Annotated in this window: 15 protein-coding genes and 1 pseudogene; 9 read left to right on the plus strand and 7 right to left on the minus strand. The window is 71.8% G+C overall.

Annotated features, from left to right (window positions below; translation table 11 throughout):
- Nucleotides 1–103 precede the first annotated feature (103 nt).
- The 3 genes and pseudogenes from AB0937_RS32220 to AB0937_RS32230 form a co-directional block, all read right to left on the minus strand.
- Nucleotides 104–523, minus strand: a complete 420-nt coding sequence (locus AB0937_RS32220; protein WP_366716723.1) for a hypothetical protein — start codon at nt 521–523, stop codon at nt 104–106.
- 40 nt (nt 524–563) lie between these two features.
- Nucleotides 564–1,778: a globin domain-containing protein gene (locus AB0937_RS32225; protein WP_366716725.1), complete on the minus strand. Its 1,215-nt coding sequence runs from the start codon at nt 1,776–1,778 to the stop codon at nt 564–566.
- Between the two features lie 316 nt (nt 1,779–2,094).
- Nucleotides 2,095–2,451, minus strand: a pseudogene (locus AB0937_RS32230) (sodium-independent anion transporter); the annotation flags it as partial.
- Between the two features lie 57 nt (nt 2,452–2,508).
- Here AB0937_RS32230 and AB0937_RS32235 point away from each other — a divergent pair.
- The 7 genes from AB0937_RS32235 to pflA all read left to right on the plus strand — a co-directional run bounded on the left by AB0937_RS32235 (nt 2,509) and on the right by pflA (nt 11,920).
- Complete coding sequence (locus AB0937_RS32235; protein ID WP_366716727.1) at nt 2,509–3,414, plus strand: universal stress protein; 906 nt, start codon at nt 2,509–2,511, stop codon at nt 3,412–3,414.
- A gap of 26 nt (nt 3,415–3,440) precedes the next feature.
- The gene (locus tag AB0937_RS32240; RefSeq protein WP_366716728.1) at nt 3,441–4,346 is read left to right on the plus strand and encodes a universal stress protein; all 906 of its coding nucleotides are present in this window, start codon (nt 3,441–3,443) and stop codon (nt 4,344–4,346) included.
- 298 nt (nt 4,347–4,644) lie between these two features.
- Nucleotides 4,645–5,085, plus strand: coding sequence for a pyridoxamine 5'-phosphate oxidase family protein (locus AB0937_RS32245; protein ID WP_366716730.1), 441 nt, complete (start codon nt 4,645–4,647; stop codon nt 5,083–5,085).
- Between the two features lie 258 nt (nt 5,086–5,343).
- A complete protein-coding gene (locus tag AB0937_RS32250) occupies nt 5,344–6,177 on the plus strand; it encodes a universal stress protein (RefSeq protein ID WP_366716732.1) in 834 nt (277 codons plus the stop codon).
- A 119-nt stretch (nt 6,178–6,296) separates the two neighbouring features.
- The gene (locus tag AB0937_RS32255; RefSeq protein WP_366716785.1) at nt 6,297–8,681 is read left to right on the plus strand and encodes a phosphoketolase family protein; all 2,385 of its coding nucleotides are present in this window, start codon (nt 6,297–6,299) and stop codon (nt 8,679–8,681) included.
- Nucleotides 8,682–8,915: 234 nt separating this feature from the next.
- Nucleotides 8,916–11,177 carry a formate C-acetyltransferase gene (gene pflB, locus AB0937_RS32260; RefSeq protein WP_366716734.1) on the plus strand — a complete coding sequence of 754 codons (2,262 nt, stop codon included), beginning with the start codon at nt 8,916–8,918 and terminating at the stop codon, nt 11,175–11,177.
- Entirely contained in the window at nt 11,174–11,920 is a 747-nt protein-coding gene (pflA, locus tag AB0937_RS32265) for a pyruvate formate-lyase-activating protein (protein WP_366716735.1), read from the plus strand. The genes pflB and pflA overlap by 4 nt, the downstream gene beginning before the upstream one ends.
- A 265-nt stretch (nt 11,921–12,185) precedes the next feature.
- Here the strand turns inward: pflA and AB0937_RS32270 are convergent, their stop codons facing one another.
- A complete protein-coding gene (locus AB0937_RS32270; RefSeq protein ID WP_366716737.1) occupies nt 12,186–13,073 on the minus strand; it encodes an NAD(P)-binding domain-containing protein in 888 nt (295 codons plus the stop codon).
- Between the two features lie 51 nt (nt 13,074–13,124).
- On the opposite strand from AB0937_RS32270, the gene AB0937_RS32275 reads away from it, so the two are divergent.
- A complete protein-coding gene (locus tag AB0937_RS32275; protein ID WP_366716739.1) occupies nt 13,125–13,529 on the plus strand; it encodes a helix-turn-helix domain-containing protein in 405 nt (134 codons plus the stop codon).
- Nucleotides 13,530–13,599: 70 nt separating this feature from the next.
- Here AB0937_RS32275 and adhE read toward each other — a convergent pair whose 3' ends face one another.
- The 3 genes from adhE to AB0937_RS32290 form a co-directional block, all read right to left on the minus strand.
- Nucleotides 13,600–16,380, minus strand: a complete 2,781-nt coding sequence (gene adhE, locus AB0937_RS32280; RefSeq protein WP_366716741.1) for a bifunctional acetaldehyde-CoA/alcohol dehydrogenase — start codon at nt 16,378–16,380, stop codon at nt 13,600–13,602.
- 335 nt (nt 16,381–16,715) lie between these two features.
- A complete protein-coding gene (gene ppdK / locus AB0937_RS32285; RefSeq protein ID WP_366716742.1) occupies nt 16,716–19,400 on the minus strand; it encodes a pyruvate, phosphate dikinase in 2,685 nt (894 codons plus the stop codon).
- Nucleotides 19,401–19,436: 36 nt separating this feature from the next.
- Nucleotides 19,437–20,447 (minus strand): zinc-dependent alcohol dehydrogenase, encoded by a 1,011-nt coding sequence (locus tag AB0937_RS32290; protein ID WP_366716744.1) that lies wholly within the window; start codon nt 20,445–20,447, stop codon nt 19,437–19,439.
- Nucleotides 20,448–20,836: 389 nt separating this feature from the next.
- Here AB0937_RS32290 and AB0937_RS32295 point away from each other — a divergent pair, with 389 nt between their 5' ends.
- Nucleotides 20,837–21,529 carry a response regulator transcription factor gene (locus tag AB0937_RS32295; protein WP_366716746.1) on the plus strand — a complete coding sequence of 231 codons (693 nt, stop codon included), beginning with the start codon at nt 20,837–20,839 and terminating at the stop codon, nt 21,527–21,529.
- Nucleotides 21,530–21,771 lie beyond the last annotated feature (242 nt).

Genomic DNA, 21,771 nt, shown 5'->3' on the forward strand with positions numbered 1-21,771 from the left:
GTGGGCTGAACGGCCCGCCGGAGCGGCCGCCACGTGCAGGCACGGGGAACCACAGGGCCCGGCCGGTGGACCGTCACCGACCGGGCCTGTCCTCACCGCAGGCCTACGCCGGGTGAGAGTCCGTCGTACCGCTGCCTTCCGCGGGAGGCGGGGTGCCGGGGCCGCCGCGCCACGGCGGGGCCGGCGTCCGATGGTCGTCGTGTCCGGTGTGGGCCGCCTTGTCGATCTGGCGGCGCAGCCGGTCCTGGAGCCGGTCGACGACCTCACGGCCGGTGCCCTCCTCGGCGAGAACGACGACCTCACGCCGCCCGACGTGCAGCGACGCCGTCGCCGACCACGGACGGTCCACGTGGTGAGCGGCCGCCTTCGCGAGCCGCACCTCGCCGGTGAGGGCGGGAACGCCCGGCCGGCCGATGACGGCGTCGATCTTCTCGCGGGCGTACGCCAGGGTGTCCTCGTCCACCTCGCCGTCCGAACGCACCAGCACGCCGGGAGTGGTGGTCGGGAAGTCATTGCCGGTCATGTCGCTTCCTTTCCTGGAAGTACGGTGGGACGTCCGGTGTTCAGGCCCCCGGGCCGGGCAGCCACAGGTCGGGACCGAAGACCTCGTAGCGGATGCGCTGTGCCGGAATTCCTGCACCCAGCAGCTGCGTGCGGACCACGCGCATGAACGGCAGCGGGCCGCACAGGAACACCGTTGCGCCCTCGGGCAGTTCGATGCCGTCGAGGTTCATCAGACCCTCGCGGGCGCCGGGTTCCTCCGGGCCGGGCTGCTCGTACCAGAAGACCGCGCGGGCCCCCGTCAGTTGCCCGACCAGCTCACCTGTCTCGGTACGCAGGGCGTGGTCGGCGGGGGAGCGGTCGGCGTGCAGGACCAGGACCGGGCGGGTCGAGCCGAGGGCGGCGAGCCGGGCCAGGATGCCTGCCATCGGGGTGCCGCCGATGCCCGCGGAGACCAGGACGACCGGAGTGGTGGCGTCGGCCGGCTCGTCGAGGAAGACGTCCCCGAAGGGAGCGGAGAGCGCCAGCTCGTCGCCCTCGTGCACCCGGTCGTGCAGCAGGTTGGAGACCTCGCCGTCCGGCGCCCCGGCCGCCCCGGCGACCCGCTTGACGGTGATGCGCCGCAGATTCCCGCCCGGGTCGGAGGACAGACTGTACTGGCGCAACTGGTGCACTCCGTCGGGCATGCGCAGGCGGACGCTGACGTACTGGCCCGCCCGCGCCCGCGGCGCTGGCCGGCCGTCGGCGGGTCGGAGCAGGAAGGACACCACGTCCGGAGTCTCCGTGCGGCGCTCGACGACCGTCCACTGCCGCCAGATCCGGCCGGGCTCCACGCCCGCGTCCTGGTACAGGCGGGCCTCCCGGCCGATCAGAGCGCCGGCCATCAGCCAGTACACCTCGTCCCAGGCAGCCGCCACCTCGGGAGTGACGGCGTCGCCGAGGACCTCGGCTATCGCGCCGAACAGGTACTTGTGCACGATCGTGTACTGGTCGTCGGTGACTCCGACGGCGGCGTGCTTGTGCGCGATCCGGTCCAGCAGGGTGTCCGGGCGGGTGTCCGGATCGTCGAGCAGGGCGGTCGCGAACCCGGCGATCGAGCCGGCCAGCGCTCGGCGCTGGGCCCCGCTGGCCTGGTTGCCGCGGTTGAACATCCCGTCCAGCAGCTCGGGCCGGTCACGGAACATCGCGCCGTAGAAGCGCGTCGTGATCTCGTCGAGCGCGCCGGCCACGGCGGGCAGTGTGGCACGGACCACGGCGGCGGATTCTGCGGACAGCATGATGCCTCCCGGACAGGGGCTGATGAGGGGGAGCGGGCCGCCTCCGATGGGGGCGGCCGTTTCCTGTGTATCAGGCACCGGGCGGCATTTCGGCGGCGTTCGCCGGTGCGGGGCGAAGAGGGGCCGAAGGGCCCCATGGATCAGGGAACACCGGTCCCACGACCCGGTCCGCCGCAGGGTCGTACGGCACCGGGAAGACCTCCTGTCGGCTCTGTCCGTGCAGTCCCTCAAGGGAAGCGCCCGAGCCGGGGCGCGCTGGCCCGCGCCCCGCGAGCCCGGCGCTGCGAAGGGACCGGGCGGTCTGCTGCCCGCGGCACCACCTCCGGTCTGCGGCCACCGCCGTCGGCGGAGTGGGAGAGATCCGTTCCCGGCCGACGGTGTCCGCCAGGCCGTACGCGGTCAGGTCGTCCAGCGGGTCCTGCTTGCCGCGGGCGAGGGCGAAGGCGACGCCGCGGCGGGTGAGTTCGCGGTGGAGTTCGCCGACGGCGTCCAGGGCGGTGATGCCGGCCTCCCCATCGGCCTCGGCGTCGAGGACGAACCAGCGGACCGGTTCGGGCTGTTCGTCGACGGCGGCCGGGGCCCGGCGGCGGAAGGTCTCGGCGTTGGCGGAGAACAGCGGGGCCGGGAGGGTGGGGACCATTGGCCCCGGACCGGGGACCTGCGGTCTCTGCACCGCGGCCTGCCCTCACCACCACCCTGGCGTCGCAACCCGATTCAGGAGGTGGACAGCATGTCCCGCAACGTCACCGTGGGCCTCGACGGCTCGCCCGAGAGCCGTGCGGCCGCCGAGTGGGCGGCCCGTGAGGCCAAGCTGCGCGGCCTGCCGCTGCGGCTGGTGCACGTCTGGGAGCCCGTCCCGGAGCCGATGGCGCAGGCCCCGCTGCTGGGCGCCGAGACGCAGGCGCACTGGAGCGAGCGGATTCCGCGTGAGGCGGCTGAGGGACTCCGTCTGCGCCACCCCGGCGTGCAGGTGGAGACGGAGCAGATTCCGGGGCGGCCGATGGACGCGTTGGCGAAGACGTCCAAGGACGCTGAACTGCTGGTCCTCGGCTCACGTGGGCTGAGCGGTGTCGGCGGGTTCCTCGTCGGGTCCGTGGGCATGTCCGTGATCGCGCACACGGACACCCCCGTCGTCCTGGTACGGGCCGGGGAGCAGGCAGCCGACGAACATGAGAAGGACCCCGCCGGTCTTCCGTCCGCCGCCACGCCGTACCGGCCCGTGGTGCTCGGCCTCGACACGGGCCACCCCGATGACACGGTGATCGCTTTCGCCTTCGAGGAGGCCGCCCGTCGCGACACCGCCCTGCGGGCCGTGCACGGCTGGAACCTTCCGCCCTATTTCGCCTACGGCCTGCCCGCCGACCTCGAGCTCAACGCCGAACTGGGGCGGCAGGAGGCCGCCGCCCTCACCGAGGTGCTGCGGCCCTGGCGGCAGAAGTACCCGGATGTCCATGTGGTCGAGGAGTCCCGCTCCGGCAGCCCCTCCAACCACGTCATCGACGCCTCCCGTGAGGCGTCCCTCGTCGTCGTCGGCCGCCGGGTCCGCCGCAGCCCGTTCGGCGTCCACATCGGACCCGTCACGCACGCGGTACTGCACCACGCCGCCGCCCCCGTGGCCGTCGTCGCGCACGACTGACTGAGCTCGGTGGAGGAGTGGAGATCATGAACGCGGCTGTCGAGCGATCCCTCGGCGGGCCCTTGGCCGTGGGCGTGGATGGCTCCGAGCCGAGTCTGCGGGCCGTCGACTGGGCGGCCGACGAGGCCGCGCTGCGCGGAGTGTCACTGCGGGTGGTGTACGCCTGCCGGTGGGCGCGGTACGAGGGTGCTGCCCTCGCCCGGGAGCTCGGCAGGCCGACCGCGCTGCCCCTGGCCCAGGACGTGGTGGGCGCAGCCGCCGAGCGGGCCCGCTGCCGGCACCCCGGTCTCCGGGTGAGCGCCGCTGTGGTGCTCGAGGAGCCGGAGTACGCCTTGGTCCGCGAGGGGCGGAACGCCTGCGCGCTGGTGGTGGGCACCCGCGGCCGCAGCGGCATCGCGGAGATGCTGCGCGGTTCCGTCAGCCTGGCCGTCGCCGCGCACGCCGACTGCCCGGTGATCGTGCTGCGCGGCAGCCACGACAACCAGGCGACGCCGCCGGTTCGCGGTCGGGTCGTCGTGGGCGTCGGCGAGGACGCGAAGGCCTCGGCGGCGGTGAGGTTCGCCGCCGAGGAGGCGCGGCGACGCGGGGTGCCTCTGGAAGCCGTACGGGCCTGGCGCTGCCCCGCACACGAGAGCACCGACCATCCGCTGCTCGCCGGGGAACCCGCGCGGCTGCACGAGGAGCGGGCCGTCGAGCACCTCGAGGCGGCGCTGCGGGAGCTCCCGGCGGGTGCCGATGTGCAGCGGCGCACCGTCGAGGGCCACCCCCGCCGGGTGCTGGTGGACGCCTCGCACCGTGCCGACCTCCTGGTCGTCGGCGCCGAGCGCCGGGAGGGGCACATCGGACTCCAGCTCGGCCGCGTGGCCCACGCGATGCTGCACCACTCCGCCTGCCCGGTCGCGATCGTGCCGCATCAGGGGCACCTCGCCTGACCGGTGCCTGCTGAGGCTCGCCGCGTGATCGGGGACGCAGGTCCGCACATCGCGCGGCGGGCGCCCTCAGCCGGCCGACGGCGGACCTTCCGGCAACGCACCGGCGGCGGCACCTCGTACTGACTGCCGCCCGATGCCGGCACCTCTCCCGAAGGCCTGGATCACTGGGGAGTCGTAGCGGCGTGACAAGGGTCGTTCTCCGGGACGGCCGGGACCGAAGGCCCCCCCGGTCCCCGTCTCACGCGGTTCAGTATGGAAAGCCGCAGTACCGCTGTACCAGGCTGAAGGCAGGTGGCTCATGTATCCCAACGACGGTTTCCGCGAACTCGGGCGGCAGGAATGTCTGCGGCTGATGACCAAGGTGCCCGTCGGCCGCATCGTCTTCACGCGCCGGGCCCTGCCCGCCGTACTGCCGGTGAACTTCAGCCTCGACGACGACGGCGCGGTACTGCTGCGCACGTCCGCGGCTTCGGATCTGGTCCGCGCGGTCGACGGCACGGTGGTGGCCTTCGAGGCAGACGACGTCGACGCGGCCCGGCAGTCCGGCTGGAGCGTCGTCGTCACGGGCCCTGCCACGGTGGTGACGGACGCCGCCGAGCACGAACGCCTGGCCCGCACCGGCCCGGTCTCCTGGGTGCCCGCGCCGCAGGAGGTCTTCGTCCGCATCGAGCCCGAGCTGGTCACCGGGCGTGAACTCGTCGGCGGACGCACCCTGTACGGGGTGGACCTCGGCGCTTGACGGTCTCCTCCGGCCTCACCGGCGAGAGCTCCCTCGCCCGGCCCGGGGAATCCGCCCGGGGCCGTTCGTCCCGATGGGAGGGGCCGCACGGCGTGCGGACGGGTTCCATCGGCCCCTGCCCCTGCCCGCCGCGGACGACGAGCATCCTGCGAGGACCCGCTGTGGGATCGGCCCCCCGGCCGGCCGGCGCGGGCTCGCCTCCGCCCTCGGCGTCACGCCGAAGGAAACCCCCGCGCACGGAAGGGAAGGGAGAAGACCATGACTGATCGTCATGTCGTCGTCGGAGTGGACGGTTCACTGGCCGCCGTACGGGCCCTGGACTGCGCCACCGAGGAGGCGGCGCGCCGCTGCCTGGCGTTGCGCGTCGTCCACGCCGTGGCCGATCGCGACGAGGCCGGCCCCATTCTGGCGTCGGCCGCCGCACGGGTCCACGAACGCCGTCCCGGTCTGCGGGTGGAGACCAGGGCCGTGGAGGACGCCGCCGTGCGGGCGCTGGCGCGGGAGAGCGAGGGCGCGGCCCTCACCGTCGTGGGCACCCGGGGGTTCGGCACTGTCTCCGGCCTGCTCGCGGGCTCGGTGAGCTGGCGCCTCGCCGCACACGTGCACAGTCCGCTGCTGGTCGCCCGCGGGGACCATCCCCGCGACGAGGGACGCGAGGTACTGCTCGGCCTGGAGAGCGACGCCGACCAGGCCGCGGCCGCCCATGCCTTCCAGGAAGCGGCACTGCGCGGCGCCCGGCTGCGTGTGCTGCACGCCTCGACGCACCGGCACACCAGGCCCGAGCTGCCCTCGCCGGTGGCCGCGACGAGCCGGGGCCAGAAGCGCCAGGCCCTGATCGACCGGGCGGAAGAGGCCGTGCCGCGGTTCACCATCGCCCACCTGCGCGAGGAGTATCCGCAGGTGGAGGTCGACAGCCGCACGGTTCGCACCGGCCCGGCCCACGCCCTGCTGGCGGGCACGCGCGAGGCCGGCGTCGTGGTCATCGGCATGCGCCGGAGCGCGGTCCGGCTGGGGCCACCGGTCGGCCCGGTCGCACATGTCCTGCTTCAGAACTCCCACTGTCCTGTCGTGCTCGTGCCAAGGGCCGGATGACGGGCCGCCGCGATCCCGGATGGCCCGGTCGGCCCTATCGGGCACCCGGCGGCCGGGGGGAGTGTAAGAGGCACGGACCCGCACGCACCCACCGAACCCCGACCCGGAAGGGACCGATGATGTCCGACGACACGCAGCGGACGCCCACCCCGCTCTCCGACGACGAGCTGAGACTGCTGGACGTCCACTGGCGCGCCGCCAACTACCTGTCCGTCGGCCAGATCTACCTGATGGCGAACCCCCTGCTGACCGAGCCGCTGCGCCCGGAGCACGTGAAGCCGCGGCTGCTCGGCCACTGGGGCACCTCACCCGGGCTGAACCTCGTGTACACCCACCTCAACCGCGTCATTCGGGCCCGGGACCTGGACGCCCTGTGCATCTGGGGCCCCGGCCACGGCGGCCCCGCGGTGGTCGCCGGATCCTGGCTGGAGGGCTCGTACACCCAGACCTACCCCGACGTCACCCGCGACGCGGCCGGCATGGCCCGGCTGTTCAGGCAGTTCTCCTTCCCCGGCGGCGTACCCAGCCATGTCGCACCCGAGACCCCCGGTTCCATCCATGAGGGCGGCGAGCTGGGCTACTCCCTCTCGCACGCGTACGGAGCGGCTCTCGACAACCCGGAGCTTCTGGTCGCCTGCGTGATCGGCGACGGAGAGGCGGAGACCGGCCCGCTGGCCGCCTCCTGGCACTCCAACAAGTTCCTCGACCCCGTCCAGGACGGCGCCGTCCTGCCGATCCTCCACCTCAACGGCTACAAGATCGCCAACCCGACGGTCCTCGCGCGGCTCCCGGAGCCCGAGCTCGACGACCTCCTGCGCGGCTACGGCCACGACCCGATCCACGTTGCCGGGGACGACCCCGTCGCCGTCCACCGCGCGATGGCGCAGGCCATGGACACCGCTGTGGACCGCATTGCCGCGATCCGGCGCGCCGCACGCGAGGAGGGCGCGACCGAGCGCCCCCGCTGGCCGATGATCGTGCTGCGCACCCCCAAGGGCTGGACCGGCCCGGCCGAGGTCGACGGCCTGCCGGTGGAAGGCACGTGGCGGTCCCATCAGGTCCCCCTGTCCGGCGTCCGCGACAACCCGGAACATCTGAGGCAGCTGGAAGCGTGGCTGCGTTCGTACCGGCCGGAGGAACTGTTCGACGACCACGGCCGCCCCACCCCCGACGTCCTGGCCTGCGTCCCGGACGGCGCACGCAGGCTCGGTGCCACCCCGCACGCCAACGGCGGGCTGCTGGTGCGCGAACTGCCCCTGCCGCCCCTGGGGCGGTACGCCGTCGAGGTCGACAAGCCCGGCGCGACCCTGCACGAGCCCACCCGCGTCCTCGGGGACCTGCTGCACGACGTCATGCGGGCCACCGCTGACCGGCGCGATTTCCGCCTCGTCGGCCCCGACGAGACCGCCTCGAACCGGCTGCAGGCCGTCTACGCGGCCAGCGGTAAGGCATGGCAGGCCCGCACCCTGGAGGTGGACGAGCATCTCGACCGGCACGGCCGGGTGATGGAGATCCTGTCCGAACACACCTGTCAGGGCTGGCTCGAGGGCTACCTGCTGACGGGCCGGCACGGACTGTTCTCCTGCTACGAGGCGTTCGTGCACATCATCGACTCGATGGTCAACCAGCACATCAAGTGGCTGCGCACCTCGCGCCGTCTGCCCTGGCGCGCCCCCATCGCCTCCCTCAACTACCTGCTGACCTCCCATGTGTGGCGGCAGGACCACAACGGCTTCTCCCACCAGGACCCCGGCTTCGTCGACCACGTCCTCAACAAGAGCCCCGAGGCCGTGCGGGTCTATCTGCCGCCGGACGCCAACACCCTGCTCTCGGTGGCCGACCACGCCCTGCGCAGCCGCGACTACGTCAACGTGATCGTGGCCGGCAAACAGCCCTGCTTCGACTGGCTGTCCATGGAGCAGGCCGAGGCGCACTGCGCGCGTGGCGCGGGCATCTGGGAGTGGGCGGGCACCGAGGACGGCTCCCGCGAACCGGACGTGGTGCTGGCGTGCGCCGGTGACGTGCCCACCCAGGAGGTGCTGGCCGCGGCCCAGTTGCTGCGCCGGAACCTGCCCGAGCTGACGGTCCGCGTCGTCAACGTGGTCGACATCGCCCGGCTGATGCCGAGCGAGGAACACCCGCACGGCATGAGCGACTTCGAGTACGACGGCCTGTTCACCACCGACAAGCCGGTGATCTTCGCCTACCACGGCTACCCCTGGCTGATCCACCGCCTGGCCTACCGCCGCACCGGTCACAAGAACCTGCACGTGCGCGGCTACAAGGAGATCGGCACCACGACCACGCCGTTCGACATGGTGGTCCGCAACGACCTCGACCGCTACCGCCTGGTCATGGACGTCATCGACCGCGTCCCCAGCCTGGCGGTACGCGCCTCGGCCGTACGCCAGCGGATGGAGGACGCCCGGCTGCGCCACCACGACTGGATCCGCGCCCACGGGACCGACCTGCCGGAGGTCGCCGACTGGTCCTGGGACGGCTGACGGCTTCCGGCGACCCGTTCGCCGACCGCCACCTCGTCTGCGCCGTCGTCCTCAGTGCCCTCGCGGCCGCGGGCGACGGCGCCACCCGGGGTCCCTGACCGGGCTCAACGGCCCGGCATGTGAGGGACTGATGGCGCGCCCCGGGTGCGCCGACAGGCCCTCCCCGCGGGCAGCGCGGGCGACGAGCATCGACAGTGCAGAGATCCTGCGTGCTGAGTGAGGGAGAGACCCGCGATGACGGCAACGGTGACGGCTGGACCCCGGGCGACGGCCGAGGCATGGCGAGGCTTCGCCGGTACGCGCTGGCGGGACCGGATCGATGTGCGCGACTTCATCCAGGCCACCTACACGCCGTACGAGGGCGACGCCGGCTTCCTGACCGGCCCGACCGAGCGCACCCGCACGGTCTGGGGCAAGGTCAGCGCCCTGTTCCCCGAGGAGCGGCGGCGCGGCATCCTCGACGTGGACACCGCAACCCCGTCGACGATCACCTCGCACGCGCCCGGCTACATCGATCCGGACCGTGAACTGATCGTCGGTCTGCAGACTGACGCCCCGCTCAAGCGCGCGATCATGCCCAACGGCGGTCTGCGGATGGTGGAGAACGGCCTGAAGGCGTACGGCTACGAGCCCGACCCCTTCGTCACCAAGGTCTTCGGCGGCTACCGCAAGACCCACAACGACGGAGTCTTCGACGCGTACACCCCCGAGATGCGCGCCGCCCGCAAGGCGGGGATCATCACCGGCCTCCCGGACGCCTACGGCCGCGGCCGGATCATCGGCGACTACCGGCGCGTCGCCCTGTACGGCACCGACCGGCTCATCGAGGCCAAGCGCGCCGAGCGTGCCCTGCTGGACGCACAGCCGTCCGGCCCTGACGTCATCCGCGACCGCGAGGAGCTGGCCGAGCAGATCAGGGCGCTGGGAGAACTGGCGCGGATGGCGGCCACGTACGGCTGCGACGTCACCCGGCCCGCCACCACCGCGCACGAGGCGGTGCAGTGGCTCTACCTCGGCTTCCTGGCCGCGGTGAAGGAGCAGAACGGCGCCGCGATGTCGCTGGGCCGCACCTCGACGTTCCTGGACGTCTACCTCCAGCGCGACCTGGACGAGGGGACCATCGACGAGACCCGCGCCCAGGAGCTGATCGACGACTTCGTGATCAAGCTGCGGATCGTGCGCTTCCTGCGCACCCCCGAGTACGACGCCCTGTTCTCCGGCGACCCCACCTGGGTGACCGAGTCCATCGGCGGCGTCGGCGCCGACGGCCGTCCGCTGGTCACCCGCAGCTCCTTCCGCTTCCTGCAGACCCTGTACAACCTCGGTCCCGCCCCGGAGCCCAACCTCACGGTGCTGTGGTCGCCACGGCTGCCCGAGGGGTTCAAGCGTTTCTGCGCGCAGGTCTCCATCGACACCAGCGCGATCCAGTACGAGTCCGACGAGCTGATGCGCCCGCGCACCGGCGACGACACCGCGATCGCCTGCTGCGTCTCCGCGATGGCCGTGGGCAAGCAGATGCAGTTCTTCGGTGCCCGCGTCAATCTCGCCAAGGCCCTCCTGTACGCGATCAACGGCGGCCGGGACGAGATGACCGGTGAACAGATCGCGCCTGCGGCGCCCGCGCTGACCCGCGATCACCTCGACTACGAGCAGCTGCGGGCCGCGTACGACCACATGCTCGACTGGCTTGCGGCCACGTACGTCGACACCCTCAACGTCATCCACTACATGCACGACAAGTACGCCTACGAGCGCATCGAGATGGCCCTGCACGACCACCCCGTGCACCGCTTCATGGCCTGCGGCATCGCCGGCCTCTCGGTCGCCACCGACAGCCTGTCCGCGGTCAGGTACGCCCGCGTGAAGGTCGTCCGCGACGCCACCGGACTCGCCGTCGACTACGAGATCGAGGGCGACTACCCGGCCTACGGCAACAACGACGACCGTGCCGACGCCATCGCCGCCGACCTGGTGAGGTCGTTCATGGCGAAGGTCCGCAAGCACCCCGCCTACCGGAACGCCGAGCACACCCAGTCCGTGCTGACCATCACCTCCAACGTCGTGTACGGCAAGCACACCGGCAACACCCCCGACGGCCGCCGCGCCGGCCGGCCCTTCGCCCCGGGCGCGAACCCCATGAACGGCCGCGACCGGCACGGCGTGGCGGCCTCGGCCCTCTCCGTGGCCAAGCTCCCGTACGAGGACGCTCGCGACGGCATCTCGCTGACCACGACGATCACGCCCGAGGGCCTCGGGCACGATCCGGCCGAGCGGGCGGGCCACCTGGCCGGCATCCTGGACGCGTACATGGCCTCCGGCGGCTTCCACATGAACGTCAACGTCCTGGACCGGAAGACACTCGAGGACGCCATGGAACACCCCGAAAAGTACCCGGAGCTGACGGTCCGGGTCTCCGGGTACGCCGTCAACTTCGTCCGCCTGACCCGCGAGCAGCAGCTCGACGTGATCAGCCGCACCTTCCACGGATCGCTGTGAACACCACCGTCGAGCCGGTGACGGGCCGGGTCCACTCCTGGGACCTGTCCACGGGAGTGGACGGTCCGGGGACCCGGTTCGTGCTGTTCCTCAGCGGCTGTCCGCTGCGCTGCCTGTACTGCGCCAACCCGGACACCTGGCACATGCGCGACGGCAGGCGGACCACCGTCGACGAGGTGATGGCCGAGATCGAGAAGTACCGGCCCTTCATCACCACCGCGGGCGGGGGAGTGACCCTCACCGGCGGCGAGGCCCTGCTCCAGCCCGCCTTCACGGCCGGGATCCTCCGCCGCTGCAAGGAGCTGGGACTGCACACCGCCCTGGACACCTCCGGTTTCCTCGGCGCCCGGGCCACCGACGCACTGCTCGGCGACACCGACCTGGTCCTGCTGGACATCAAGTCCTTCGACATCCGCACCTACCGGAGGCTGACCGGCGGAGACCTCGCCCCCACCCTCACTTTCGCCACCCGCCTGGACCGGCTCGGGGTCCCGGTGTGGATCCGCTACGTCCTCGTGCCCGGCTGGACCGACGACCCGGCGGCCGTCGACGGGCTCGGCGCGTTCCTCTCCGGGCTCGGCAACGTCGACCGGGTGGACGTCCTGCCGTTCCACAAGCTCGGCGCCCACAAGTACGACGCGCTGGGCATCCCCTTCCCGCTGCGCGACACACCGGCACCGGATCCGGAGCTGACGGAGCGGGTGCGCGAGCAGTTCCGGGAGCACGGCATGCGGGCCCTGTGAGCGGCGGGCACACCACGGACGGACGGGCACCCGCGAAACGCCCTCCGGTGAGACGGCGCATTCCGGGGGGCGTTGCGACACCGCGGTGAGCCGATCAGGCCGCGAGCAGATCAGACAGACGCTCGGCCGGGGGTTTCCCGGCCGAGCGTCCTGCGTGGGCCGGCCAGTGGGTTCGGCGGCGACCGCGGCCAGGTCCCTGCGGATGCGCCGGGTCAGGTCAGTGCGCTGCTGCCGGGGGCCGGGGGCCCGGCCGCCTGCCGCTTCCTCAGCGCCGCTGCAGTACCTCGGCGATGCGGATGAACCCGTCCGTGCCGTGGCCCAGGCCGATGACGCGGCGGGCCATGCCCTCTGCCGCGCGCATCACGCCCGCGTCGATGCCGTGCCCTTCAGAGGTTTGCACGATGTGGGCCATGGACGAGGCCGCCGAGGTGATCGGGTTGCCCTCGCCGGAGAGGTCGCCACTGTCCACACCCTCCGCGGCCTGCTCGAAGAGTGGCGGGAGGATCGCGCCTATCCCCTTGGCGAACGGGGCCAGCTCCCGCGCGGTGACACCTTCGGCCCTGGCCACCGCCAGGGCGTGGGCATAGCCCGCCATGGCAGTCCAGAAGATGTCCAGCAGCGCGATGTCGTAGGCGGCCGCCCGGCCGATCTCCTCGCCGAGGTGGGTGTGGGTGCCGCCCAGCGCCCGAAGGATGGGCAGATGCGTGCGGTAGAGCTTCTCGGGACCGCTGTGGATGAAGACCGCGGCAGGCGTTCCGATGGTCGTGGTCGGTGTCATGATGGCGCCGTCCAGGTAGCGAATGCCGTGCCCGGCCGCCCAGGCTGCCGTTTCGCGGGCCCGGGCCGGGGTGTCGGCGGTCAGGTTCACCACGGTGCGGCCCTTGAGCGCGTCGGTCACCGCCTCCCGCCGCACCAGGGCGTCCACGGCTTCGTAGTTCACCACGCAGACCACGGTCAGCCCGCTCGCCGCGACCGCGTCTTCGGCGGATCGGGCGCCGACCGCTCCTCGCTCGACCAGATCGCGGTCCCTGCCCGGTGTCCGGTTCCAGACCGTCGTCCGCAGGCCGGCATCCAGGAACGCTCCGGCCAGAGCTCGGCCCATCGGCCCGAGACCCAGCACGGTGACAGCTAACTGTTGGGAGTGTGAAGACATGTTTGTTCAACCTCTGTAGAAGTATCGGATGACATGATGAAAGGGGCTCACGTGACGCGAAGCCGCGCCGGCGACACGAACGTCTGCGGAGTGACCGCCGCCATTGCCGTGATCGACGGCAAGTGGAAGACCGCTCTGCTGTGGCTGCTGGAATCCGGTCCGTGGCGCCCCGGGGAGCTGCGGCGCCGGCTGCCGGGCCTCAGCGAGAAGGTGCTGACTCAGTCGCTCCGCGAGATGGAGGCTGACGGACTGGTGCACCGGGCGGTGCACGACGAGCTACCGCTGAAAACGGTGTACTCCCTCACCCCGTTCGGCCGCGAGCTGTCGGACGCCCTGGGGCCCGTCTCGGACTGGGGGCACCGCCGCCTGGAGAAGCTCGCCCAGGCACAGTCGGCCTCCTCACGCCCGGTCACTCCCGCCTCATTCGGATACGGCGCCCCTCACGACGCCGTGTGACCAGGTTCCGTTCTGCCTCCCCGCACCGGCAAGTACCCACAAAAAAGTGGGTACTGAGGGCGGTGGTCTCTCAAGGCCGGGCGTTCACGGAGGGGGCGTTCACGGAAGGGGCCTCTCCGCCGGGGCGGGAAGCGCCGAACTGGGAAGCACCGAACTCGCCAGGTGCGCCGGCCCGGCCGTAATAGGCCGCTCGCATGATTCCTTCCATGTCGTCGAGCATCGGCATCCGCGGGTTGGCCGGCGCGCACTGATCCTCGTAGGCGTTCAGCGCCTGCTGGGGCAGCGCGCCGAGGAAGCTGCGCTCGTCCACGCCGAGAGCCTTGAAGGACGCTTCGATGCCGACCGCGTCGCGCAGCCGCTCCACGGCGTCGGCGAGGGACTCCACACTCTCCGCCGGGGTGGCGGCGGCCAGCCCGAGGCTTCGGGCGATGTCCTGGAAGCGTTCCGGAGCGCGGTAGTTCTCGTACTTGGGCCAGCCGGTCAGCTTGGCCGGGACCGTTCCGTTGTAGCGGATGACGTGGGGGAGAAGCACGGCGTTGGTGCGGCCGTGGGCGATGTGGAAGGTGGCGCCGAGGGTGTGGGACATGGCGTGGACGATGCCGAGGAAGGCGTTGCCGAAGGCCATGCCCGCGATGGTGCCCGCGTTGTGCATCTTCTCCTGTGCGTCCGGGCGGGCCGCACGGTCGTTCACCGCCGCCTCGATGTTGTCGAAGACCAGGCGGATCGCGTGCAGGGCGAGGCCGTCGGTGAAGTCGTTGGCGTAGACGGACACATAGGCCTCGATGGCGTGCGTCAGGGCGTCGAAACCGCTGTCGGCCGCCAGCGCCGGAGGCAGCCCGGTGGTGAGGAGCGGGTCGACGATGGCGACGCTGGGCGTGAGCGCGTAGTCGGCCAGCGGGTACTTCTTGCCCGTCGCCGGGTCGGAGATCACCGCGAACGGGGTGACCTCGGCGCCGGTTCCGGAGGTGGTGGGCACACACACCAGGCGCGCCAGCTTGCCGAGCACGGGGAAGCGGAAGGCGCGCTTGCGGATGTCGGAGAACTTGTGCCGCATGTCCGCGAAGTCGATGTCCTTGCCGTCGGCCTGCTGCTCGTAGAGCAGCCACATCACCTTGGCGGCGTCCATGGGCGAACCGCCGCCCAGCGCGATGATCGTGTCCGGACGGAAGTCGCCCATGAGGCGGGCCCCACGGCGAACGGAGTCGATGCTCGGCTCCGGCTCGACGTTGTCGATGATCTGGACGGTCACCGGCTCACGACGGCGCTGCAGGACGTGGGTGACGCGGTCGACGAAACCGAGGCGGGTCATGGTGGCGTCGGTGACGATCGTGACGCGGTGGACCCCCGGCATGTCGGCGAGGTAGCGGATGGCCTGCGGCTCGAAGTAGATCTTCGGCGGGACCTTGAACCACTGGAGGTTGTTGCGGCGGGTGGAGACCCGCTTGACGTTCAGGAGCTGGGGAGCGGAGACGTTGTTGGACACCGACGTGCTGCCCCAGGAGCCGCAGCCCAGGGTCAGGGAGGGCAGCAGGTTGTTGTAGATGCCGCCGATGGCCCCCTGCGAGGAGGGGGAGTTGACGATGACCCGGACGGTCTTCATGAGCTTGCCGTACGCCTCGGCGAGTTCGCGGTCCTCGGTGTGGATGACGGAGCTGTGGCCCTGGCCGTGGAACGCGACCATGTCGGCGGCGAGGTCGAAGCCCTGCTGCGCGGAGCCGGCACGCAGCACGGCGAGGACCGGGCAGAGCTTCTCGCGAGTCAGAGGCTCGTCCGGGCCGACCCGTTCGGCCTCGACCAGGATGACCGAGGTCCCGGCGGGGACGGTGAACCCGGCCTGCTCGGCGATCCATTGCGGGCTCCGGCCGACGGCTGCCGCGTTCACCTTCGGTTCGCATCCGCCCCCAGCCTCGGACCGGGGGCGCCCCCCGTGCGAGGCGTCGGCGGGGAAGAGGAACCGCTCCAGCTTCGCCTTCTCCTCGGCGGTGGCCACATGGGCGTGGAGGGTGCGGAACTCGGCGAGGGCGGCGTCGTAGATCTCCCCGTCCAGGATGACGGCCTGCTCGGAGGCGCAGATCATGCCGTTGTCGAACGACTTCGACAGCACCAGGTCGTTGACGGCCCGGCGCAGCTTCGCGCTCTTGTGCACATAGGCGGGAACGTTGCCGGCGCCCACGCCCAGGGCGGGCTTCCCGGCCGAGTAGGCGGCCTTGACCATGGCATTTCCGCCGGTGGCGAGAATGAGGGAGACACCGGTGTGGTGCATGAGTGTCCTGGTCGCCTCGACGGACGGGGCCTCGATCCACTGGATGCAGTGCTCCGGCGCTCCCGCGGCCACGGCGGCATCACGCACGATCCGGGCCGCTTCGGCGCTGCACCGCTGGGCGGAGGGGTGGAAGGCGAAGACGACCGGGTTGCGGGTCTTCAACGCCATCAGTGCTTTGAAGATCGTCGTGGAGGTCGGGTTGGTGACGGGCGTGATCGCGCACACCACGCCGACCGGTTCCGCGATCTCGACGACGTCCTCGATGTCGTCACGGGCGATGACACCGACGGTCTTCATGTGGCCCATGCTGTGCGTGACGTGCTCGCACGCGAACATGTTCTTCGCGGCCTTGTCCTCGAAGACACCGCGTCCGGTCTCCTCCACCGCGAGCCGTGCGAGCGCGGTGTGCCGGTCCAGGGCGGCGACCGACGCCTTGTTGACGATGTGGTCGACCTGTTCCTGGCCGAGCCCCTCGTAGTCGGCCAGTGCCTTGAGCCCGTTCGTGACCAGCCGGTCGACGGCGACGGTGATGTCCGACGGTGCCTCGGCGGTGGCAGTGCTCGCGGGTCGGTCGTCGTGGCGGGTCATGGAAGGCCTCCGTGGTGGGGACGTGAAGCCGCACGGTCTGCGGCCGTACAGGAGCGGCGCTGCGGGAAGCGGCCGGGCTCCACCGCCAGCGTCTCTCCGGCACCGCTCCGTTGCGCAGGCCCTGCGGGTCCCGGGCGGGCGTCCGAACGGCCCGAGTCACCCGGGCCGGGTGGCCCCACCCCCTGTCAGCCGGCGCAGATCCCCGCAGGGTCCCGCGAGGGCGGTTCTCGAGCGGCCACGGGCGGGCGAGCCTGTCCGGGAAGTGCGGCCGACGTGCTCGCGTGCCGGGCGCGGCGCGGCGCCGGGCTCCCCCCTCGATGAGCCCGACGAGTCCGTCACCTGCTGTCGCCGGCCTCCGCCTCGGGCAGGGCGGCACGTCCGGCCTCCAGCCGTGCCACCGGGACGCGGAACGGTGAGCAGGAGACGTAGTCGAGTCCGGCAGCGTGGAAGAAGTGCACCGACTCCGGGTCGCCGCCGTGCTCTCCGCAGACACCGATCTTCAGGTCGGGCCGTGCGGCGCGGCCCTCGGCGACGGCGATGCCGACCAGGCGGCCCACGCCGTCGCGGTCGATCGTCTCGAACGGGGACACCTTGAAGATGCCCTTGTCCAGGTAGGCGGAGAAGAACGCGGCCTCCACGTCGTCGCGGGAGAAGCCCCATGTGGTCTGGGTCAGGTCGTTGGTGCCGAAGGAGAAGAACGCCGCCTCTTCGGCGATACGGCCCGCGGTGAGGGCGGCCCGGGGCAGCTCGATCATCGTGCCGACCGGGCACTCGACTGGAACGCCCGTGGCCTTGCTCACCTCGGCCAGGACCTGCTCGACCTCCTGGCGGACGAGCCGAAGCTCCTCGACCGTGTCGATCAGCGGCACCATGATCTCCGCCCGCGGATCACCACCCGCCCGCCTGCGTTCGGCGACGGCCTCCGCGATCGCCCGCACTTGCATGGCGACCAGTCCCGGCGCCACCAGGCCCAGGCGGACGCCACGCAGGCCCAGCATCGGGTTCTCTTCGTGCATGCGGTTGACGGCGTCGAGCAGTTCGGCGTCGTGCGCGCCGACCGGCAAACCGTGGGCTTCGGCGGCGGCGATGCGTACGGCGAGTTCGGTGCGGTCGGGCAGGAACTCGTGCAGCGGCGGGTCGAGGAGACGAATGGTGACCGGCAGGCCGTCCATCGCCTCCAGGATTCCGGCGAAGTCCTGCCGCTGAAGGGGGAGGAGGGCGTCCAGCGCGCGTTCACGTTCGGCATCGGTCCGGGCCAGGATCATCGCCTCGACCAGCTGCCGGCGGTCGCCGAGGAACATGTGCTCGGTGCGGCAGAGACCGATGCCCTCGGCTCCGAACCGGCGGGCGCGGGCGGCGTCCTGGGGAGTGTCCGCGTTGGCCCGGACCCCCAACCGCCGTACACGGTCGGCATGGTGCATGGCGCGGGCCACGGCGTCGACCACGCCCGCCGAGCCCTCACCCGTCTCGAAGTACCGCATCACCGCGGAGTCCACCAGCGGAGCCGCGCCCGGGTGGACGGCGCCCTCCGAGCCGTCGACGGAGATGACCGTGCCTTCCTCGACGGTGGTGTCCCCCACGCTGAAGCGGCGCTTTTGCGGGTCGACGCTGATGTCTTCGGCACCGCACACGCACACCTTGCCCATGCCGCGGGCCACCACCGCCGCGTGGCTGGTCTTGCCGCCTCGGCTGGTGAGCACCGCCTGGGCGGCGACCATGCCGGGAAGGTCGTCGGGGGTGGTCTCCTGCCGTACGAGAATCACCTTCTCCCCGGTGGCGGCACGCCGGACCGCCTCGGCGGAGTCGAAGACCACGGCACCGACGGCGGCGCCGGGCGAGGCGGGGATGCCGTGCGCCAGCGCCGGGCCGACCGCGTCGGTGTCGAAGCGCGGGAACATCAGCCGGGCCAGGCCTTCCCCGCCGACTCGTGCGAGTCCTTCGTCCGGGGTGATGAGTTCCTCGTCGATCAGTCCGGCGGCGATGGTGAACGCGGCCTCCGCGGTGCGCTTGCCCACCCGGGTCTGCAGCATCCACAGCCGGCCGCGCTCGATGGTGAACTCGATGTCGCACAGGTCGCGGTAGTGGGTCTCCAGCAGACCCATGTGATCGCGCAGCTGGACGTACGCTTCCGGGTTCAGGTGCCTGAGCTGCTCCAGCCCGACGGTGTTGCGGATGCCCGCGACGACGTCCTCGCCCTGGGCGTTGGGCAGGTAGTCGCCGTACAGTCCGCGGTGCCCGGTGGCCGGGTCGCGGGTGAAGGCGACACCGCTGCCGGAGTCGGGTCCGAGATTGCCGAACACCATGGTCTGCACGTTGACGGCGGTACCCAGGTCGTCGGAGATGTGCTCGCGCCGGCGGTAGATGCGGGCCCGCTCGCCGTCCCAGGACTCGAAGACGGCCAGGACCGCCCGGCGCAGTTGCTCGGCCGGGGACTGCGGGAAGTACTCGCCGGTCTCGTGGCGGATCAGTCCCTTGTACGCCTCGACGAGTCCGGAGAGGTCCATCGCGTTGAGGCCCAGGTCGTCCACGGCGCCCCGGGCTTCCTTCAGGCGGGCCATGGCGTTCTCGAACAGCGCGCCGTCGACGCCCATGACGGTGCTGCCGAACATCTGCAGCAGGCGGCGGTAGGAGTCCCAGGCGAAACGTTCGTCGCCGGAGGACTTCGCCAGGCCCAGGACGGATTCGTCGTTGAGGCCGATGTCGAGGATCGTCTCCATCATGCCGGGCATGGAGAAGCGGGCGCCGGAACGGACGGACAGCAGCAGGGGGTCGTCCGGCTGCCCCAGCCGCCGTCCGGCGGCCTGTTCCAGGGCGGTCAGGTGACCGGAGATCTCGCGGATCAGACCCTCCGGTTCGGAACCGGTGGTGAGGAAGGCGCGGCAGGCTTCGGTGGTGACGGTGAAGCCGGGCGGTACCGGCAGACCCATGCGGGTCATCTCGGCCAGGTTGGCGCCCTTGCCGCCGAGCAGGTCGGCCATGTCACGGCCGCCCTCGGTGAACGCGTACACGTAACGGACCATGACAGTGCTGTTCCTTCCCGCTTCGCAGGGGGCGGCTCACATCTCGAAGACGATGCGTGCCTTGATCCGGCCGGTCAGGACGTCGGCGATGGACTCGTTGACGCTCGCCAGGGGCCGGGTCTCGTAGATGACCTCGGTGCGTCCGGCGGCATGCAGCCGGAAGACCTCGTCCAGGTCCTGGCGGGTGCCCACGATGGAGCCGATGACGGAGGTGCCGTTGAGGACGGTGTCGAAGATCGGGACCTCGATGGTGCCGCCGGCGGGCAGCGCGACCATGACCAGCTTGCCGCCGCGCCGCAGACCGCCGTAGACGGAGGCGAACGCCTGCTCGTCGACGGCCAGCGCGATCGCCGCGTGCGCGCCCCCGTGCCGCTTGAGCACCTCGGCGGGGTCCTCCTTGCGGGCGTCGATCAGGATGTCGGCGCCGAGTTCCCGGGCCAGCTCGAGCTTGTCGTCGGTGACGTCGATCGCGGCGACCGTGGCCCCGGCGATCTTCGCGTACTGCACGGCGAGGTGGCCGAGGCCGCCGACGCCGGAGATCGCCACAAGCTGGGCCGGGCGCACGCCCGCGACTTTCAGCGCCTTGTACGTGGTCACGCCGGCGCAGGTCAGCGGGGCCGCGTCGCGTGGGTCGATGCCCTCGGGGACCACAGCGGCGAAGTCGGCCGGGGCGAGCATCTTCTCGGCGTACCCGCCGTCCACGCTGTAGCCGGTGTTCCTCTGCTGCTCGCACAGCGTCTCCCAGCCGGACAGGCAGTGCTCGCAGCGCCCGCACGCCCAGCCCAGCCAGGGCACCGCCACTCGCTGCCCGACCGCCGGACGGGTCACGCCGTCGCCGAGCGCCTCGACGATGCCGACCCCCTCGTGGCCGGGGACGAACGGCGGGGCCGGCTTGACGGGCCAGTCGCCGTGCGCGGCGTGGATGTCGGTGTGGCACAGTCCGGACGCCTCGAGCCTGATGCGGACCTGACCGGGCCCTGGTTCCGGATCCGGCCGTTCCTCGATCACCAGCGGCTCGCCGAAGGACCGGACGACTGCTGCCTTCATGGACTCCTCCTCGGATTCCGTCAGCGCGGTGTGGTTCAAAGGGTCGACCGCTGCCCGGCGGCGCGGCAGGTGCTGGACGTCCTCGCGGGTGGGGCCGGTCGGCCCTGAACCGTGCGTGGCGACCGGACCCCCGGCCCGGCGGAACTCGCTCCCGTGGGACGAGCCACGACGTGTGGTGGCAGGACGTGTGGTGGCAGCATGACGCTTGAGGGCGACCGCGCCCGCGTGCGGATCCGGCCCGCCGGCGCCGCACGGACCGCCGGGCCAATAGGGCCGACCGGCCCTGGCCCTTCGGCCCGGGATCGCGCAAGATCTGCGGTAGACATGGACCTGGCGCACTCACGGGCGAAGCCCGGTGCGGGATTCAGACGCAGAACGAGGAGTATCCGATGGCGGACGGCGAGCAGCCCGGCCCCGACAACCCGATCCGGGTCTTCCTGCTGGACGACCACGAGGTGGTCCGGCGCGGGGTGCACGACCTGCTGAACGACGAGCCGGACATCACCGTGGTCGGCGAGGCCGCCAATGCCGAGCAGGCCCTGACCCGCGTGCCCGCGCTGCGCCCCCAGGTCGCGGTGCTGGACGTGCGTCTGCCGGACGGCGACGGGGTGACCGTGTGCCGGGAGCTGCGCTCCCGCATGCCGGAGCTGGCCTGCCTGATGCTGACCTCCTTCGACGACGAGGAGGCCCTGCTGGACTCGATCATGGCTGGTGCCTCCGGGTACGTGCTGAAGCAGATCCAGGGCTCGGACCTGGTGTCGGCGGTACGCACGGTGGCCGCCGGTCAGTCCCTGCTCGACCCCAGCGCCACCGCCAAGCTGATGGCCAGGCTGCGTCAGGGCCAGGAGCCGGAACCCGAGCCCGACGCCCTGCCGGGCCTGACCGACCGGGAGAGGGAGATCCTGGCCCTGATCGGCGAGGGCCTCACCAACCGGCAGATCGGCCAGCGGCTCTACCTCGCCGAGAAGACGGTGAAGAACCACATCTCCCGGCTGCTGGCCAAGCTCGGTGTGGAGCGGCGCGTCCAGGCCGCCGTCATCGCGACCCAGGCCCAGGACCGGCTGAAGCAAGAAGGCCACTGACACCGATGCGGCGTCCGCCGCGGGGCCGAACGTCCCCGGGCTCGTCACGCGAGAGCGACGGGCGCCCCGGGCAGGGGGCCGGTGAGGGTCTTGCGGGTCGCGGCCGCGGCCTGTCGTGCCGCAGGGGGTGTCGTCGGCCTCCACCCGCGCGGTGCGTCCACGATTCGGTGAGACGCCCGATGCCCGTAGGGCGGACACTGGAACTGGCTCGTCGGCCGCGGACTGCTGGGGTTGCGACCGGG

The organism is Streptomyces sp. NPDC047880 (assembly GCF_040706515.1).
In the GTDB taxonomy this organism is placed as follows: Bacteria; Actinomycetota; Actinomycetes; order Streptomycetales; family Streptomycetaceae; genus Streptomyces.

What these genes read in the sequence shown, in the direction of transcription:
- AB0937_RS32270 (WP_366716737.1), bottom strand. Translation starts at nt 13,073, where the DNA reads ATGTCTTCACACTCCCAACAGTTAGCTGTCACCGTGCTGGGTCTCGGG.
- pflB (WP_366716734.1), top strand. Translation starts at nt 8,916, where the DNA reads ATGACGGCAACGGTGACGGCTGGACCCCGGGCGACGGCCGAGGCATGG.
- AB0937_RS32235 (WP_366716727.1), top strand. Translation starts at nt 2,509, where the DNA reads ATGTCCCGCAACGTCACCGTGGGCCTCGACGGCTCGCCCGAGAGCCGT.
- AB0937_RS32250 (WP_366716732.1), top strand. Translation starts at nt 5,344, where the DNA reads ATGACTGATCGTCATGTCGTCGTCGGAGTGGACGGTTCACTGGCCGCC.
- ppdK (WP_366716742.1), bottom strand. Translation starts at nt 19,400, where the DNA reads ATGGTCCGTTACGTGTACGCGTTCACCGAGGGCGGCCGTGACATGGCC.
- AB0937_RS32240 (WP_366716728.1), top strand. Translation starts at nt 3,441, where the DNA reads ATGAACGCGGCTGTCGAGCGATCCCTCGGCGGGCCCTTGGCCGTGGGC.
- AB0937_RS32245 (WP_366716730.1), top strand. Translation starts at nt 4,645, where the DNA reads ATGTATCCCAACGACGGTTTCCGCGAACTCGGGCGGCAGGAATGTCTG.
- AB0937_RS32220 (WP_366716723.1), bottom strand. Translation starts at nt 523, where the DNA reads ATGACCGGCAATGACTTCCCGACCACCACTCCCGGCGTGCTGGTGCGT.
- AB0937_RS32225 (WP_366716725.1), bottom strand. Translation starts at nt 1,778, where the DNA reads ATGCTGTCCGCAGAATCCGCCGCCGTGGTCCGTGCCACACTGCCCGCC.
- adhE (WP_366716741.1), bottom strand. Translation starts at nt 16,380, where the DNA reads ATGACCCGCCACGACGACCGACCCGCGAGCACTGCCACCGCCGAGGCA.
- AB0937_RS32255 (WP_366716785.1), top strand. Translation starts at nt 6,297, where the DNA reads ATGTCCGACGACACGCAGCGGACGCCCACCCCGCTCTCCGACGACGAG.
- AB0937_RS32295 (WP_366716746.1), top strand. Translation starts at nt 20,837, where the DNA reads ATGGCGGACGGCGAGCAGCCCGGCCCCGACAACCCGATCCGGGTCTTC.
- AB0937_RS32290 (WP_366716744.1), bottom strand. Translation starts at nt 20,447, where the DNA reads ATGAAGGCAGCAGTCGTCCGGTCCTTCGGCGAGCCGCTGGTGATCGAG.